Raw genomic sequence first — 17,372 nt, 5'->3', positions numbered from 1 at the left:
CTACGCTCCTCTACTGCCGGGACATGGCCTCGCGCAGGCTGCGCGGGCGCATGTCGGTCCAGACCTGCTCGATGTGGTCGAGGCAGCTCTGCTTGGCCCCTTCGAACCCGGTCTCCCGCCAGCCCGCGGGCACGGGCCGGTCGGCGAACCAGATGGAGTACTGCTCCTCGTCGTTGACCACGACCTTGTACTGACCGTCCCGCATGTCAGCGCCTTTCCTCCCGGGGAAGCCGGGTGATCGTCGTTGCCTGTGCCTGTGGCTGCGCCGGGGCGTCCTGGCCGCGCAGCTCCTCCACCAGCGCGGCCATGCCGGCCACGGTGGGCACCTGGAAGAGGCTGCGCATCGGCAGCCGGACGCCGACCTTCTTCCTGATCAGGGCGATCAGCTGGACCGCCACCAGCGAGTTGCCGCCCAGCTCGAAGAAGTCCTGCTCGACGCTGACCCGGCGGGCGCCGAGCACCTCGCCCCACAGACCGGCGAGCACGCCCTCCAGGTCGTTGCGCGGGGCGACGTGGTCCTCGTCGTCCGGGTCGGCCTGCCCGGCGGCGGTGGCCGCGGCCAGGTCGCCGGCCACGGTGTCCTGGGTCAGCTCACGCACACCGGCCACGAACTCGGGCAGCGCGGTGGCGTTCACCACGACCTGGACGCCCAGGTCGGCGGCGAGCAGGCGGCGGAAGGCCTCGGCGCCGTCCGCGGGCGCGATGCCGCGCCTGGCCCCGTCGAGGTCGAGGGCGACGCCCGCGGTCGCGGACTCCTCCTTCACCACCACCTCCTCCGCGCTCTGCCTGGCCTCCTCGCCGACGGTGCGGGTCATCGCCTCCCGGTCGATGCGCCGCAGCACGAAGTCGGAGATGCTCACCACCGGCTCGCCGGCGTCGTCGTACAGGACGAGGTCGGCGGCCAGCACCTCGCCGCCGCCGGTGTCGCGCAGGCGGGCGTGACTCCACAGCGTGGCGGGCAGCGGAGCGCGCACGGTGACGCGGCCGTAGCCGAGCGGCAGGTAGCTGTGCTCGCCCGAGACGGCGATGAACGCGGTCGCCTCGTCCAGCAGCGCCGGATGCAGCGGCAGCGCGCCCAGCTCGGCGGCCACCAGCGGCCCCGCCTCCAGCTGGGCCAGCTGCTCGTCCTGGCCGAGCCGCACGTCGCGCAGGCTGCTCCACCGGGGTCCGAACGTGACCAGCCCGGACGCCGACGCGAACAGGTCGGCCCGGCCGCCGCCGTGCACGCAGCGGCCCCGCGCTCCGGCCAGCCCGCCGGCGGGGTCGCCCGCGCCCGTCTCCGCGAGCACCCAGGCCGCCGAGCCGCGGGCGTGCTGGGCCGGCTCGCCGCCGGTGACGCTGACCACCTCGAAGTCCACGCCGTCGCCCGCCGGGGTGAGCAGCACCCGCACCTCGGCGCTCGCCCCCTCGGCGACCGGCAGCGGCGCGACGAAGGCGACGTCGCGCAGCTCGATCACGTGCTCGGGACCCGGGCGCGGCACCGCCGCCTCGAACGCGGCGCGAGCGGTCTCCAGGTAGCCGGTGCCGGGCAGCACCGGCACCCCGGCCACCCGGTGCTCGTCCAGCACCCAGTGCGTCGCGGGCGACAGGGTCGCGGCGTACCAGGGGCGGCGGCCGGCGCTCTCGTGCCGGTGGCTGAGCACGGGGTGCTCCAGCCGGGTCACCCGGTCGCCGCGCTGCAGGGCGCGGAAGGCCACCGGGGCGGCGACCTCGGCGGCCATGCCGACCTCCAGCCACGCCCCCCAGTTCACCGACAGGACCCGGCCCGGCCAGACGTGCGCGTACGCGTCCATGAAGGCGTTGGCGCCGCAATAGTCGACCTGGCCGAACCCGCCCGCGACGGCGGTCACCGAGGAGCAGAGCAGCACGAAGTCGAGCGGCAGGTCCCCGAACACCTCGCGCAGCGCCAGCGTGCCGGCGATCTTGGGGGCCATGACGTCGTCGGCCGCGCGGCGCTCCTTGACCTCGGCCATGCCGCCGCCGGGGACCCCGGCCGCGTGCAGGACGCCGTCCACCCGGCCGAACCGGGCCAGCGCCTCCTCCCTGGCCCGGCGCAGCGAGCCTGGGTCGGTCACGTCGGCGGACAGCACGATCACCTCGGCGCCCGCCCGCTCCATCCGGCGCACGGCCGCCACGGCCCGCCGCACCCGTTCCGGGGCGCCGTCGAGCGTGTCCCACTCGTCCCTGGGCGGCAGGCCGGTGCGTCCGAGCAGGACCAGCCTGGCCTGGGCGCGCTGGGCGAGATCCTCGGCCAGGGTGAGGCCGATGCCGCCGAGGCCGCCGGTGATGACGTACACGCCGTGCCGGCGCAGCGGGTCGTCCTGCGGCGGCAGCGGCACCGGCTCGAAGCCGCGCACCCATCGGCGGCCGGCGCGCAGCGCGACGGGCGACGGCGGCACGCCCTCGTCCGGCTCCTCCGGCTCGGTGGCCAGCTCGGCCAGCACCCGGTCCAGGGAGGGGCCGGGCTGGTACGGGCCGGGCTCCAGGTCGAGGTGGCGGGCGGTCAGCCAGCGGGCCTCCAGCGGGACCACGCCGGTGAAGCCGGCGACCGTGGCGTGCTCGGGCCGGTGCACGTCCTGCCCGGTCACGCCCTGCGTGCCGGCGGTCACGACGTCGAGCCGCACCCCCGACTCCCGCTCGGCGCCGGCCAGCGCCTGCACCAGGGCCAGCAGGCTGTGGAAGCCGACCTCCTGGGCGGTCGTGGCCTCCTCGGCCGTGGTCGCCGGGTCGCCGTCCAGCGCCCAGGCGTGGATGACGCGCTCCGGCACGCCGGTCGCGGCCAGCAGCGCCTCGTAGTCGTCGCGGGCGGCCGGGCGGACGGTGATCGTGCCGTCGGGCGCGGTCCCGTACGCGCTGCCCGGGACCACCCGGACGGCGTCGGCCCCCGCCGCGCGCAGCCCGTCCAGCAGCGGCTCGGCGGCGGGCCCGGCGAACACCAGGCAGCGCACGCCGGCCAGCGCGGACCGGCCGGCCGGGGTGACGGGCGCCTGCCGCCAGGCGGGCACCGAGAACCATTCGTCCAGCGGCAGCGCGCCCGCGCGCGGCGGCCGGGTGAAGACGAGCTCGGGGTCGAAGCCGGTGTGCACCCAGTGCTCGGCCCGCTCGTACGGGTAGGCGGGCAGCGGGACCCGGCGGGCCGGCTCGGCCAGCGCCTCGGTGTCCAGCGGCACGCCGGCCGTCCACAGGGCCCCGGCCGTCGCGTACAGGACCTCCAGGTCGGCCTTGCCGTCGGCGGGGCCCGGCAGGCTGGCCAGCGGGCGCGGCGCGGTCCTCGGCAACTGGGTCCTGGCCAGGCCGGCGAGCTGCCGTCCAGGGCCGCACTCCACCAGCCGCCACTCGCCCTCGGCGGCCAGCGTCGCCACGCAGTCGCCGAACCGGACCGCCTCACGCAGGTGGCGGGTCCAGTAGGCGGGGTCCACGGCCTGCTCGGCGGTGATCCAGCCGCCGGTGACGTTGGACAGGAACGGCAGGCTCGGCGCGTGCCTGGCCACCGCGGCGACGGCCGCGTGGAAGTCGCCCAGGATCGGGTCCATCATCGCCGAGTGGAAGGCGTGCGAGGTGCGCAGCGCGGTGTGCTGGACGCCGCTCTCGCTGAGCCGGGCCGCGTAGGCGGCGATCAGCTCGCCGGGGCCGGCGACCACGCAGGTGCCCGGGCCGTTCACGGTGGCGATCGACAGCCCCTCCGGCAGGTCGGCGCGCACCTCCTCGTGGTCGCGGCGCAGGGCCAGCATCGCGCCGGGCGGCATGCTCTGCATCAGCCGGCCCCTGGCGGCCACCAGGCGCAGCGCGTCGGGCAGGGAGAAGACGCCCGCGACGGTCGCGGCCACGTACTCGCCGATGCTGTGCCCGATCATCGCGGCCGGCTCCACGCCCCACGAGCGCCACAGGCGGGCCAGCGCCCACTCCACCGTGAACAGAGCCGGCTGGGTGAGCGCCGTCTGCCGCAGCCGCTCGTCGGCCGCCTCCCGCTCCTCCTCGGACGGGAAGAGCAGGGTGCGCAGGTCCAGACCCAGCTCCTCGCGCAGGATCGCGGCGCACTCGTCGACCGCGGCGGCGAAGACCGGCTCGGTGCGGTAGAGCTCCGCGCCCATGCCCGCGTACTGCGCGCCCTGGCCGGAGAAGAGCCAGGCCACCTTGGGCGTGCCCGCCTTGCCCTTGACCAGCCGGCGCGAGGTGGTCAGCGCCGCGACCGCGTCGGCCGCGTCGGCGGCCACCACGGCGGCCCGGTGCGCGTACGTGCGCCGGCCCGTCCGCAGCGTGTGCGCCACGTCCGCCAGATCGGCCTCGCCGCCCTCCAGGTGCCCGGCCAGCCGGGACACGGCGGCGTCCAGCGCCGACGAGGTCCGGGCCGACAGCAGCAGCAGGTGCGCGTCGCGCGGCTGGGCGGTGGGCAGCGGCGCGGGCGGCGCCTGCTCGACCAGCACGTGCGCGTTGGTGCCGCCGATGCCGAACGAGCTGACGCCCGCACGGCGCGGGAAGCCGTTCGTCTCCCACTTGGTCAGCGACGAGACGACTTTGAACGGGTTCGTACCGAAGTCGATGCGCGGGTTGGGCGACTCGTAGTTGAGGCTCGGCGGGATCATGCCGTGCTCCACCGCGAGCACGGTCTTGATGAACCCCGCGATGCCGGCCGCCGGGCCGAGGTGGCCGATGTTGGTCTTGACCGAGCCGAGGCCGCACCAGCCCGCCTCGTCCGTGCCCGCGCTCAGCACGCTGGACAGGGCCGCCACCTCGATCGGGTCGCCCAGCGAGGTGCCGGTGCCGTGCGCCTCGACGTAGGTGACGGTGCGCGGGTCGATCTGGGCGACGCCCAGCGCCTGCGAGACCGCCGCCGCCTGACCCTCGGCGCTCGGCGCGGAGAAGCCCATCTTGGTGGCGCCGTCGTTGTTGATCGCGTTGCCGATCACCACCGCTCGGATGTGGTCGCCGTCGGCGACGGCGTCCGACAGCCGCTTCAGCACGGCCATGCCGCCGCCCCCGCCCCAGATCGTGCCGGCCGCCGAGGCGTCGAACGCGCGGCAGTGCCCGTCGGGGGAGTAGATGCCGTCCTGGTGGTACTGGTACCCCCACTCGGCGGGCAGCTCCAGCGAGGCGCCGCCGGTCAGCGCCATGTCGCACTCGCCGGTGCGCAGCGCCTCGCACGCCACGTGCAGGGCGACGAGCGAGGAGGAGCAGGCGGTGTGCAGGGTCAGGCTGGGGCCGCGCAGATCGAGCTTGTACGACACCATCGTGGCCAGGTAGTCGGGATGGTTGCCGGTGTAGACGGCGAGGTTCCCCACCGACGCGAACACCTTCTTGTTCGGCCGGATGTACAGCCATTGGTACTCGTCCGACCCGATCGCCCCGTAGACCCCGATCTCGCCGGCGTAGCGCGCGGGATCGTAACCGGCGTCGTCCAGCGCGGTGCTGGCCAGCTCCAGGAACATCCGCTGCTGCGGATCGCGCAACTCCGCCTCACGCGGCGACATGCCGAAGAAGGCCGCGTCGAGAGCGCCGTAGCCGTCCGCGATCGAGCACGCGGGGACGAACGTCGGATCGTCCAGCAGATAATCCGGCACACCGAGCGCCTCCTGCTCCTCCCGCGTGTAGAAGCGCACCGACTCCACGCCCCCGACCAGGTTGCGCCAGAAGGCCGGCACGTCCTCGGCGCCGGGCAGACGGCAGGCCAGGCCGACGACCGCGATCGGCTCGACCCCGGACCCCTCTTCCTCGTGGTTCAGCGCAGCGGTCATTCCTTACTCTCCCGTCTGGCCCGGTGAGGCCGAGTTGAGGGTCGTGCCCGGCGCGCCGCGACCCGCCGGGCGGCGCGCTCCGATCCGGCGGTGCGCCGCTCGCCGTCGAGGTGCGCCGCGAGCGTCCGTACGGTGGGGAAGCGGAACAGGTCCACGATCGGCACCTCGCGCCCGAGCGCGGCGGCCAGGCGGGCCTGGACCTGAGCGGTGGCGAGCGAGTGCCCGCCGATCTCGAAGAAGTTCGCGTCGGCGGAGACCCGCGGCAGGCCGAGCACCTCCCGCCACACCCCCGCTACCAGGCGTTCCGTCGTGGTGGACGGCTCCTGCCCCGGCCCGGCCGCGGCCCGCCGCGGCGGTGGCGGCAGCGCGGCCCGGTCCACCTTGCCGTTCGGCGTCAGCGGCAGCGCGGGAAGGAGCACCAGCTCGGCGGGGACGGCGTAGTCGGGCAGGCGGGCCGCGAGATGACGGCGCAGCTCGCCCGCCTGGACGGCCGCGCTCTCCGGCACCGCGTACGCGTGCAGCACCCGGCCACCTGGCTGCTCGGCGGCCCGCACGGCGGCGGCCAGCACGCCCGGGTGCGCGGCCAGGGTCGCCTCGACCTCGCCGAGCTCGACCCGGTGACCCCGGATCTTCACCTGCCCATCCGCCCGCCCGGCCGGCACCACCCGTCCGTCGGGGTCGTACCGTCCCAGGTCACCGGTGCGGTAACGGCCCGTTACGCCGCCTGTCTCGTCGGTCGGCTCGCGGGTGAAGCGCCGCCGGGTGAGCTCGTCGTCCAGGTACGCCTCCGCCAGGCGCCGGCTCCTGACCACCACCTCGCCCAGTTCCCCCACCGCCGCGGGGGAGCCGCCGGCGTCGAGCACGAGCAGCTCCGCCCCGTCCACGCCGCGGCCGAGCGGGACCGGGTCGCCGGTGGCCGGCACCGGGCCGGTGATCTCGCAGACGGCCTGCGCCTGCGGGGTCTCGGTGGTGCCGTAGGTGTTGACCAGCCGGGCCTTCGGCGCCACCGCCGCGAACCTGGCCGCCTCCGCGTAGGTCAGCCGGTCTCCGCCGAACAGCACCAGCCGCAGGTCAGGCAGCTCCACCCCGGCGGCGGCGATCAGCGTGGCCAATTGCGGGGTCAGATGCGCCACCGTGACGGCCCGCTCACGCAGCCACGCCGCCAGCCGGGCCGGATCCCGCACCCGCTCCTGGTCCGGCACGTGCAGCGTCGCGCCCAGGGTCAGCGGGGTGAACACGTCCCGCAGCAGCGGGTCGTGCGCCAGCCCCGCCAGCAGCGCGAACCGGTCGTCCACGGTCAGCCCGAACTCGGCCGCGTACCAGCTCAGAAAGCGGGCCAGCGGGCGCTCCGCGGCCCGCACCGGCTTCGGCTCACCGGTGGTGCCGGAGGTGAACGACAGATACCCGCGCCGCCCGACCGCCACCGGGAACGCCGTGCCCCCGTCGGGCCCGGCCAGAACCGGCTGTCCGGCTGGTCCGGTGCGTGCGGCGGGTTCCGGGAGCGGGTCCGGCTGGGGGAGCCAGGACAGTTCGGCGGGAACGGGCACGCCGGGGCAGGCGATCAGCGCGCGGGCACCGGCCGAGCGGGCCTGGGCAGCCAGGCGGGCGGCCGGCAAGGCGGAGTCGAGCACGGCCCAGCGGGCCCCGGCACCCAGGACGCCGAGCATCAGGGCGGGTAACTCGCACGTGCGGGCCGCCAGGATCGCCACCGCGTCACCCGGACGCACCGCCGCGGACACGGCCGCACCGGTCGCCCTCGCGAGCCGCACCAGCTCCGCATAACTCAGCCCGCCACCTTCCCCGGCAACCGCCACACGCTCGCCCCGACGCAGCCCGCCACCCTCTCCGGCAACCGCCACGCGCTCGCCGCCGGTCATCGCCGCCCGCTCGCCGCCGGGCGCCGCCGTCCGCTCATCGCCGGTCCGTGCGGGAGCGGCGTGGGCGAGGACGCGTTCCACCACGCCGGGGCCGTCCCAGGTGGGCAGTGGGGTGGTCCCGTCGGGGAGGCTCGATCGGCGGGGGCGCAGGGACGCCTGCATGACCGGTCGTTCGGGGGTGGTGACCAGGTCGCCGAGGATCTGGAGGTAGCCGGCCAGCAGTTCTTCGATCCGCTCCGCCCGGAACAGCCGTGGGTTGTAGACGGCCTGCAGCACGTACCGGCCGTCCCGTTCCCCGACGTACAGGGTCAGGTCGAACAGCGCGCCAGGCAGCCCGGGCGGCAGCGGGACGGCGGTGACGCCGGGCAGGTCCAGGCGCGGCTCGGTGAAGTCGTACATGTTGAACAGCACCTGCACCAGCGGGTTCCTGGACAGGTCGCGGCCGGGGCCGAGCCGGTCGACCAGCCGTTCCAGGTGCACGTCCAGATGCGCCAGCGCGCCGGACAGCGTCTCCTGGCAGCGCGTCACGTGCGCCTCGAAGCTCCCGGCGTCCTCGACGCGCAGCCGTACCGGCAGCACCTGCACCAGGCAGCCGGTCAGCGGATGGAAGGACGGGTCGCGGCGATCGGCGACCGGCGCCCCGACGATCAGGTCGTGCTGCCCGGTCAGCCGCCGCAGTACCTGCCCGAACGCCGCCAGCATCACCGCGTACGGCGTCCCGCCCAGCCGCGCGGCCAGCGCCCGGACCCCGTCGCTGACGGAGGCGCCGGCCTCGGCGGTGGCGCCGGCCCCCTCGAACGTCTGCACGGCCGGGCGCGGATGGTCGCGGGGCAGGTCGAGCACGCTGGGCGCGCCCTCCAGATGGTCCCGCCACCACTCCAGGCTCGCCTCCTGGTCCCGCCCGTCGAGGAAGGCCACGTACCCGCCGAACGACGTGCGCAGCGGCGGGAGCGCCGCCCGGCGGTAGGCTCGCCCGAGGTCGTCGTAGAGCACCCGCTGCGACCAGCCGTCGAACACCAGGTGGTGCGCCGTGACGGCGAGCACGTGCTCCCCGTCGCCGACCCGCAGCAGCCGGGCCCGCCACAGCGGTCCCGCCGCCAGGTCGAAGGGGAGCCGGGCCTCGGCCTCCAGCCGCTCGCCCACCTGCTCCTCGCGTACGTCCTCCACCGGCAGCGGCACCGGGCCGGGCGGCGAGACGGCGACGGACGGCACCCCGTCCGACTGCGGGACCCGCCAGCGCAGCACCTCGTGCCGTTCGGCCACCACCGCGAGCGCGGCGCGCAGGGCTTCGACGTCCAGCGGCCCTGACAGGCGCTGCGCCATCGCGATGTTGTGCGCGGGAGTGCCGGGCGCCAGCCGTTCCACGAACCACATCCGCCGCTGCACCGCCGACAGCGCTGTCGAGGGCGCGACCGGCGGCTCGTCCCGCACCGGCGGGGCGAGGTCGGCCAGGCGGGCGATGCCGGTCACGGTACGGCCCGCGAGCACGTCGCCGACCCCGATCTCCTTGCCCAGCCCGGTGCGCAGCAGCGCGCTCAGGCGCATGGCGACCAGGGAGTGGCCGCCGCAGGCCAGGAAGTCGTCATCCGGTCCCGGCTCGCCGGTGCCGAACGCCTCCGCCCAGGCGGCCGCGACGCCGCGTTCCGTCTCGTTCGCGGCCTGCCGTCGTGGGCGCTCCTGCTGAGGCGCGGCGCGGCGGGCGCGCAGGGCGGTTATGTCGACTTTGCCGGCCGCCGTCAGCGGCAGCACGGGCAGCCGGACCACCCGGGTGGGCACCATGTACGCGGGCATGCTCTCCAGGCAGTGGGCCCGCACGCCGTCGATGCCGGGCGCGTCCTCCGGAGTCAGGTAGGCGGTCAGCTCCTTCAGCCCGGCCGGGCCGTCGGCCACGTCCGCGACCGCCTGCCGCACCCCGGGCAGCGCGCGCAGCACCGCCTCCACCTCGCCGATCTCGACCCGCTGGCCCTGTACCTTGACCTGCCGGTCCAGCCGCCCGATGAAGCCGATGCGGCCGTCGTCCTCCAGCACGACCTGGTCGCCCGTGCGGTACATGCGCGCCCCCGGCTCGCCGTACGGGTCGGGCACGAACCGCTCCGCCGACAATCCCGGCCGGTCCAGGTAGCCGCGCGCCAGTTGCGGGCCGCCGATGCACAGCTCTCCCGGCGTGCCGGGCGGGCAGGGGCGGAGCAGGTCGTCCAGGATGTACGCGCGGCAGCCGGGCAGCGCGAACCCGATCGGCAGCGGCCGGTCCCAGACGCCCTCCAGTTCGGTGCCGACGACGCACACCGTGGTCTCGGTGGGCCCGTACCAGTTGTGGAAGCGCCGCCCGCCCGTCGCCCAGCGCGCCACCTGCTCGGGCCCGGCCGGCTCGCCCGCCGTGAGCAGGTCGCGCAGCCACGGCAGCCGGTCCGGCTCCAGCAGGGGGAGCAGAGCCGGCGGGATCGTCCCCCAGGTCACCTGGTGCCGCTCCAGGAAACGCTGGAGCAGCACGGGATCGACCCTGGCCTCGTCGGGGACGAACATCACCGACCCGCCCCGGGCCAGCGGGGCGAACACGTCCAGCACCGACACGTCGAACCCGAGCGCGGCGAACCCGATGGACCGGCATCCGGCGTCCAGCCCGAACACCTCACCCGCCATCCTCACGAACGCCACCGCCGAGGCGTGACTCACCACGACCCCCTTGGGCCGCCCGGTCGAGCCCGAGGTGTACAGCACATAGGCGGCCGCACCCACCGGCGGTCCCGGCTCGGGCGCTGTGGCGGGTGTCGGTTCGGCGGTCGGGCGGGGCGGGGTTTCGAGGCGGATGGGCAGGCCGGTGAGCAGTTCGGTGCCCGTCTCGTCCGCGACGACCGTGGTGATGCCGGCGTCCTCGATGATCCCGGCGAGCCGCAGGCGCGGGTGCGAGGGGTCCAGCGGCACGTACGCGCCCCCGGACATGAGCACGCCGAGCACGCACACCAGCAGGTCGGGCGTACGGCGATGGCAGATGCCGATCCGGACCTCGGGCCCCGCCCCGAGGCCGCGCAGCCGGTGGGCCAGCTCCGCCGCCGCCGTGACCAGCTCGCGGTAGGTCAGGCCGTGATCCCCCTGCAGCACGGCCGTCGCGTCGGGCGTGCGACCGGCCTGCGCCAGGACGAGGTCATGAAGAAGCGCCCTCTTGGTCACCCTGTGTCCCCCCCGTTACCCTGCCTGCTCCGCTGCCGGCATGTCGAATCTCAGCCGCACCCTGTCGTGCGGTACGGCCACCGCTCCCAGCGCCTCGCCCCGTGAGGTGGGCAGCGGCAGGTGCACGACCTGCCACCGGGCCAGCCGGTCCAGCCCCGGATCGCCCCTCGGATCACCCGGATCGCACTGGGCCCGCCAGGGGCCGGGGTCGGCCAGGTCGGGGAAGCCGACGCGGGTGGGATCGGCGCCGCGGCCGTCGGCGGCCATCAGCGCCCGCTTCGCCGTGACGGCACGCAGTGCCAGCCACCCCCGGTCCTCCTCGGCGGCGTCCTCGATCTGCTCGCGCTCGTCGTCGCTCAGCTCGTCCCGGCTCACCTTGTCCAGCCCGCCGTCCGGCCCGACCTCCAGTCCGCCGTCCAGTCCGAAGGCGTCAAGCGCGCGCAGCAGCGACACCCCGATCCCGCCCCCGTCCGCGGCGCCCACCAAGGTCAGCCCGTCGGCGTGGCTCGTGCCGGTCGCGGCCCGACCGGCATAGCGGCGCAGGACCTCGGCATGGCCGTCGGCCGGGCCCAGCCAGAGGTGAAGTTCGTCCGGCTCAGGCAGAAGGTGCCCGTCCTGTTGCGGCAAGGCATGTCCGTCCGGCTCGGCCCGGTCGTGCTCGTCCGCTTCTCGCCGGGCGTGCCCGTTCGATGAAGGCAGGGCGTGCACGTTCGTCAGGTCGGTGGCGATGAGTTCGGCCAGTTCGGCCGGGCGGTCCTTGACGAACAGGTGGCCGCCGCGCAGCGTGCGCAGGCGGAAGCCGGCGGTGGTGTGGCGGGCCCAGCCGAGCATGTCGGCCGCCCCGACCTCCCCGTCGTCCAGCCCGGTGAAGGCCACGATGGGGCAGTCGATCGCGGGCTCGGGCACGAAGGAGTAGTTCTTGATCCAGGTGAAGTCCGAGCGCAGCACGGGCATCATCAGTTCCCGCAGCTCCGGCAAGTCCCGCAACTCCGGCAGCGCGCCCGATCTGCGGACGAGCTGGTCGATGAAGGCGTCGTCGGGCAGGTCCACGGCGGCGGCCAGCGGCACCCGGCGATCCGGCGGATGCGCCCCGCCGACGTAGAGCCGCGACGGGCCGCGCAGGCCGCGCCGGCGCAGCTCCCTGACCACCTCGAAGGCCAGCCGGGCGCCCATGCTGTGGCCGTACAGGGCGTACGGCTCATCAGTGGCGGGCGCCACCTCGTCGGCGATCTCGGCGATCGTGAAAGCGGGCGGCTCGGCGATGCGGCTCTCCCGGCCGGGAAGCTGAACGGGGACCACGGTGAGTCCGGGGACGGCGGGAAGAGCGGAGAGCGCGCGCAGGAGCCCGGTGTAGGCGCCGGCTCCTCCTCCCGCGTACGGCAGGCAGAACAGGGTGCGGGCGGTGCCGGGATCCATGGGGTGCGGACCCTGCGCCGCCGCGGCTAGCTGGCCGCTAATCGCCCAGCACCTCCCCGCGGGGAGCGACCGTCCGCGACACGCACGGGCCGGATGAGAAGGTCGAAGGGATGATTCGTCGCTGAATACTGAGGTCGTCAACCGCCATGTTACGGCGCTCCTGGACAATGCCTCGAAACAACATCGAAATAGGGAGCATACGAACTGTCCTGACATAGCGTGTGATCTCACGCCGTTGCACGACATTAACTCTTATATCGATGTTGCTGGGTGGAGTCAACGGTGCGATTGGCGGTTCTCGGTATCTGACGGAGGTCAAGGGAATTGAACCCTGACGGCCTCTTGCAGCGCCGGACACCCGATGATAGATGGGCGGTCGGCAGCGTGGCCGTAACCGGGATTCGGGCAACCGAAACCAGCGTGTGGTGGTTCGGCCCGTTGTTTCGCGGGTTTTGTCCATGTTTGTACGTTCGTCGGCAACCGCCCCAGGGGTAGGGCAGTCGCTGCCGAAGTACGGCGCCGCCTGCTGTCGTTCCTTGACAACGACTCGAAACAGGCCCAGAGCAGTGGAGTTAGGGTCTTCTACGGCCGGCCCGCCGCGTGTGGTCGTCCACTCGGCTCTGGACGGCTTTGTCGGCTCGGCTGTCAAGTTGCGGTGAAACTCTTCACATATCGGACAGACCGATTGTCCTGTCTCCCTAACCCGCGCTCGGGTCACCCCGAAACTCCGGCTCGACGTGCGAGGTTGAGGGCATGTGCGGGCCCGCTCGGGTGCCCGTCAGGGGATTATCCGCTTATTCATCCGGAAAAGAATTGCTTAACTCATTTCCTGATGACCCTGCCGGGAGAATGCGCGGAAGAGAAAGAACGCGTGGCGGATCGCGGTACGGGAAATGCGGCGTACCCGTTGAACGGCCCGGATGCCTGCGCCGGATCAGCCGCCCGTGGAAAGGCGTAAGTCGCGCACGCGGTTCCACCGCTGCGCCGTCACGATCTCGGCGGTCAGGTTCTGCTGGTCGTACACGATCGACCACCGGGTGTGGTACTGGGCGACCCGCTCGAGCAACTTCATCGCGTCCGTGCCCTCGCCCTCGGCGAGCAGCCGGTAACGGCGGTCGGTCAGCTTGGCGGCCCGGTCGGCGCCGGTCATCGTGATGTTGGTGAGGTAGCGGTCGTCGATGACGTTCATCCGGCCGCCGGCGTACTCGACGACCGCCGACCTGCCCTCCCGGTCCGCGATCAGATAGTGGAGCTGCGGGCCGCCGGTGAAGTCGAGGTCGTAGCGGCGCATCAGCTCGATCGCCTCGGGCACGGTCGCGGCCCGGTCGAGCATCAGCCGGATGATCCGCACCCCGCTCACGACGGCGCGGCCGGGCGTGCGCGCGGGCAGCTCCGCATCGGGCGCCTGGGCCAGGCCGACGGCGAGCCCCTTCTCGTTCATGCCGTCGAACGGGGTCAGCACCGCGTGCGCCAGCCGCCGCCGGTCCTGGGCGGCGCTCAGATCGGGCTTCGTCCCCGGCGGGAACAGGTAGGAGACGTCGGCCACCGAGAGCGAGGCGTAGCCGTCCGGCGGGTCGGAGTGGATGACCATGGCCGGGTTGGGATCCCAGTCGAAGTTCCGGCCGAACTCGCCGGGGCGGTGGAACAGCGAGCACGCCCAGCCGTCACCGCGCCTGGCCAGCTCGGCGTCCGTGAGCGGCGCCTCGGCGTCGTAGGCGCCGTGGTAGGTCATCTCGTACAGCGGCATGTCGTCCAGCCGGCGCAGGCTCGCCGACGTGCGGGCGATCTGGTCGTCCGTCTGCCTGAGCAGCCCGTTGGGCGACGCCGAGGTGGGGGAGGACGCCGGTGGCGGCGCGGCGGACGGCCCGCACGCCGCGAGCGCCGCCAGGGTCAGAGCCGACAACACCGCCACGGCAGGGGTCCGCATGACAGTAGTCTGCCTGTCCGGCCCCCACGCTGTCACCCCGCCCGAGCGCGGGAACGCCACGCGCCCCGCCACCCGTCCGGCCGTCCGCCACCGGTGGCCGTGCGAGTCCGGGGACGCGATCAGGCGTCGAAGACGGCGAGGCGCCGACAGCGGGGCCTTTGGGCGGTCAGCGGTGGTGGAGCGCTGGGCGGTCGGTGGTGGTGGGCCGCTGGGCGGTCGAGGTGATGGGCCGCTGGGGGTCAGCGGTGGCGGGCCGCCAGGGGTTCCCACCAAGCGCGGTTGTCGCGATACCAGGCCACCGTCTCCGCCAGGCCGGTGGTGAAGTCCTTGGCCGGCCGGTAGCCCAGCTCGGCGGTGATCTTGCTGTGGTCCAGGGAGTAGCGGAGGTCGTGGCCCTTGCGGTCCTCCACGTACGCGACCATGTCCCAGTCGTGCCCGCACGCCTCCAGCAGCAGCCCGGTCAGCTCCGCGTTGGTCAGCTCCCGGCCGCCGCCGATGTGGTAGACCTCGCCGGGCCGCCCGCCGAGCCGCACCAGTTCGATGCCCGCCACATGGTCGTCGATGTGCAGCCAGTCGCGCACATTGGCGCCCGTCCCGTACAGCGGCACCGGAATCCCGTCCAGCAGATTCGTGATGAAAAGCGGGATCAATTTCTCCGGGTAATGATGATGACCGTAGTTGTTGGAACAGCGGGTGATCCGCACGTCCAGCCCGTGCGTACGGTGGAAGGACAGCGCCAGCAGATCGGCGGCGGCCTTGGTGGCCGAGTAAGGCGAATTCGGCCGCAGCGGCTCCGACTCCCGCCATGAGCCAGCCGCGATGGAGCCGTACACCTCGTCCGTGGAGATATGCACGAACGTGCGGATGCCCTGCCGTACGGCGGCGTCCAGAAGGCTGAACGTTCCGGTGACATTGGTGCGGACGAATTCGCCCGCGGCCGCGATCGACCGGTCGACGTGCGATTCGGCGGCGAAGTGCACGATCTGGTCGTGCTCGGCGGCGAGGTCGTCGACCAGGCCGGGGTCGCAGATGTCGCCCTTGACGAAGGTGAAGCGCGGATGGTCGCTCACCTCGTCGAGGTTGGCCGGGTTGCCCGCGTAGGTGAGGGAGTCGAGCACCGTCACCTGCCCCGCCGCGCCGGCGGCGAGCACCGTGCGGGCGTAGTGGGAGCCGATGAACCCGGCGCCACCGGTCACGAGCACTCTCATGGCTGCCTCCTTTCGCTCGATTTTCCGGGGCCCGCGGCCGTGGCGGAAGACGCGGCGAATGAAATAGGGGGCGGCCCGAGAATGGGCCGCCAGGATAGGGGGGAGGCGGGGTTGCCGCCGGACATGGACGGGGTCAGGCTTGCCGATAATGTGTTCACAGGCGAAAGGATTTTCCGGTGAAAGGCATTGTTCTGGCCGGCGGGCACGGCACGCGCCTGTATCCGGTGACACTCGGCATATCCAAACAACTGCTGCCGATCAATGACAAGCCGATGATTTACTATCCGCTGTCGGTGCTGATGCTGGCGGGCATCAGGGAGATCCTGGTGATCTCCACGCCCGCCGATCTGCCCAACCTGCGCCGCCTGCTGGGCGACGGCGGGCATCTCGGCCTCGACATCGGCTACGCCCGGCAGGACGAGCCGGTCGGCCTGGCCGACGCGTTCGTCATCGGCGCCGACCACATCGGGGACGACTCCGTCGCCCTGGTGCTGGGCGACAACGTCTTTCACGGCAACGCCTTCTACGACCTGCTCCAGCGCAACGTCCAGAACGTGGATGGCTGCGTGCTGTTCGGCTACCCCGTCTCCGACCCGCACCGGTACGGCGTCGCCGAGACCGACGCGCAGGGCCGGCTCGTCTCCCTGGAGGAGAAGCCCGCCCGCCCCCGCTCCGACCGCGCGGTCGTGGGCCTCTACCTGTACGACAACGACGTCGTTGACATCGCCAAGAACCTCAGCCCCTCGGCCAGGGGCGAGCTGGAGATCACCGACGTCAACCGCGTCTACCTGGAACGAGGCAAGGCGCGGCTGGTGGACCTGGGGCGGGGATTCGCGTGGATGGACGCAGGGACGCCCGAGTCGATGCTGCAGGCCAGCCAGTACGTGCAGACGCTGGAGAAGCGGCAGGGGGTGCGGATCGCCTGCGTGGAGGAGGTCGCCCTGCGGATGGGCTTCATCGACCCGGCCGCGTGCCACCGGCTGGGGGAGAAGCTGGCCCCCTCCGACTACGGCAAGTACGTCCGCGCGGTGGCGGTGGAGCTCGGACACCGCCCCGGCTGAGCTCGGTTCAGCAGGTGGCCTTGGCGCCCGTCACGCCGGCTCGTCCGGCCACGCGGGCCCGGCCGTCCACGCCGGCCCGTCCCTCCACGCCGGCCCGTCCCTCCACGCCGGCCCGTCCCTCCACGCCGGCTCGTCCGGCAACGCCGGCCCGGCTGTCCACGCCGGCCCGGCCGTCCACGAAGACCTCCAGGCCGTCGAGGAGCCGCCCCAGGCTGAACTCGAACCAGGCGTTGATGTCGGCCACGTCCTCCTGCTCCTCGAACAGGCGGGTCAGCATCGGGAACTGGCCCGAGTCGAGCAGCTCCCTGATGGCGGGCGACTTGTCGTTGCGCCACTGCTGGGTGGTGCGGCCGGTGCGCCGTTTCGTCTCCAGCTCGTTGACCAGCAGCAGCGCGGCTCCCTGCACCTGGGCGCCGACCGCGATCGCCACCCAGTGCATGGTCACGGCGTCGAGCCCGAGCCCGTCCATGGCCCGCATCAGCCGCTCGACGTCGGCCAGCACGTTGGGCCCGACCGGCGGCTGCGGGGTGGCCACGATCCGCAGGACCCACGGATGCCGGGAATAGATCCCCCACTCGCGCCGGGCGGCGAACTCCAACCGGGTGCGCCAGCCCGCGTCCACGGGCACGGCGCCGCCGTTCTCGTCGTGGACCGCGTGCACGGCGTCCACCATCAGGTCGATCAGCGCGTCCTTGCCGGAGACGAACCGGTAGAGCGACATCGTGGCGAGTCCGAGCTGCGTCGCGATCCGGCGCATGGAGACGGCGTCGAGGCCCTCGCGGTCGGCGATCTCGATGGCGGCCCGCACGATCTGCTGCACGCTCATGCCCTCGGGCGGCCGGGCGGGCGGGGTGCGCGGCGGCAGCTCCCCGTTGACGGCGGAGCGCGGCGGAGCGCCCTTCCTGACGGCCGCCCGCGCCCGGTAAGCACGGGCCTGGCACGAGCGGGAGCAATATCGGGGCCGCCGCCCGCGGGGTGGGGCG

The 17,372-nt window shown here is 73.7% G+C and carries 8 protein-coding genes; 1 reads left to right on the top strand and 7 read right to left on the bottom strand.

What is annotated here, in order from left to right; genetic code table 11:
• Nucleotides 1-10: 10 nt before the first annotated feature.
• The 6 genes from OIE67_RS22490 to rfbB all read right to left on the bottom strand — a co-directional run bounded on the left by OIE67_RS22490 (nt 11) and on the right by rfbB (nt 15,328).
• On the bottom strand, nt 11-205 hold the full coding sequence (locus OIE67_RS22490) for an MbtH family protein (RefSeq protein WP_106238025.1): 195 nt from the start codon (nt 203-205) through the stop codon (nt 11-13).
• Between the two features lies 1 nt (nt 206).
• Entirely contained in the window at nt 207-5,732 is a 5,526-nt protein-coding gene (locus OIE67_RS22485; protein ID WP_326643404.1) for a type I polyketide synthase, read from the bottom strand.
• Nucleotides 5,729-10,777 (bottom strand): non-ribosomal peptide synthetase, encoded by a 5,049-nt coding sequence (locus tag OIE67_RS22480; protein WP_326643402.1) that lies wholly within the window; start codon nt 10,775-10,777, stop codon nt 5,729-5,731. Before OIE67_RS22480 ends, OIE67_RS22485 begins: the two co-directional genes overlap by 4 nt.
• Before the next feature lie 15 nt (nt 10,778-10,792).
• Nucleotides 10,793-12,193, bottom strand: a complete 1,401-nt coding sequence (locus tag OIE67_RS22475) for a thioesterase domain-containing protein (protein ID WP_326643400.1) — start codon at nt 12,191-12,193, stop codon at nt 10,793-10,795.
• 934 nt (nt 12,194-13,127) lie between these two features.
• Nucleotides 13,128-14,120 carry a linear amide C-N hydrolase gene (locus OIE67_RS22470; RefSeq protein WP_326643398.1) on the bottom strand — a complete coding sequence of 331 codons (993 nt, stop codon included), beginning with the start codon at nt 14,118-14,120 and terminating at the stop codon, nt 13,128-13,130.
• Between the two features lie 239 nt (nt 14,121-14,359).
• Complete coding sequence (gene rfbB / locus OIE67_RS22465; RefSeq protein WP_326643396.1) at nt 14,360-15,328, bottom strand: dTDP-glucose 4,6-dehydratase; 969 nt, start codon at nt 15,326-15,328, stop codon at nt 14,360-14,362.
• A gap of 176 nt (nt 15,329-15,504) precedes the next feature.
• Between rfbB and rfbA the strand changes: the two genes are divergently transcribed.
• On the top strand, nt 15,505-16,389 hold the full coding sequence (gene rfbA, locus OIE67_RS22460; RefSeq protein ID WP_326643394.1) for a glucose-1-phosphate thymidylyltransferase RfbA: 885 nt from the start codon (nt 15,505-15,507) through the stop codon (nt 16,387-16,389).
• 7 nt (nt 16,390-16,396) lie between these two features.
• Here the strand turns inward: rfbA and OIE67_RS22455 are convergent, their stop codons facing one another.
• The gene (locus OIE67_RS22455; RefSeq protein ID WP_326643392.1) at nt 16,397-17,215 is read right to left on the bottom strand and encodes a TetR/AcrR family transcriptional regulator; all 819 of its coding nucleotides are present in this window, start codon (nt 17,213-17,215) and stop codon (nt 16,397-16,399) included.
• Between the last annotated feature and the right edge of the window lie 157 nt (nt 17,216-17,372).

The sequence above is a fragment of the Nonomuraea fuscirosea genome, from assembly GCF_035917475.1.
Lineage (GTDB): Bacteria > Actinomycetota > Actinomycetes > Streptosporangiales > Streptosporangiaceae > Nonomuraea > Nonomuraea fuscirosea.
This window is presented reverse-complemented; position numbering and strand designations above follow the sequence as displayed.

Excerpts from the sequence above, each read along its gene's own strand:
- OIE67_RS22490 (WP_106238025.1), bottom strand. The coding sequence starts at position 205 with ATGCGGGACGGTCAGTACAAGGTCGTGGTCAACGACGAGGAGCAGTAC.
- OIE67_RS22485 (WP_326643404.1), bottom strand. The coding sequence starts at position 5,732 with ATGACCGCTGCGCTGAACCACGAGGAAGAGGGGTCCGGGGTCGAGCCG.
- OIE67_RS22475 (WP_326643400.1), bottom strand. The coding sequence starts at position 12,193 with ATGGATCCCGGCACCGCCCGCACCCTGTTCTGCCTGCCGTACGCGGGA.
- OIE67_RS22470 (WP_326643398.1), bottom strand. The coding sequence starts at position 14,120 with ATGCGGACCCCTGCCGTGGCGGTGTTGTCGGCTCTGACCCTGGCGGCG.
- rfbB (WP_326643396.1), bottom strand. The coding sequence starts at position 15,328 with ATGAGAGTGCTCGTGACCGGTGGCGCCGGGTTCATCGGCTCCCACTAC.
- OIE67_RS22455 (WP_326643392.1), bottom strand. The coding sequence starts at position 17,215 with ATGAGCGTGCAGCAGATCGTGCGGGCCGCCATCGAGATCGCCGACCGC.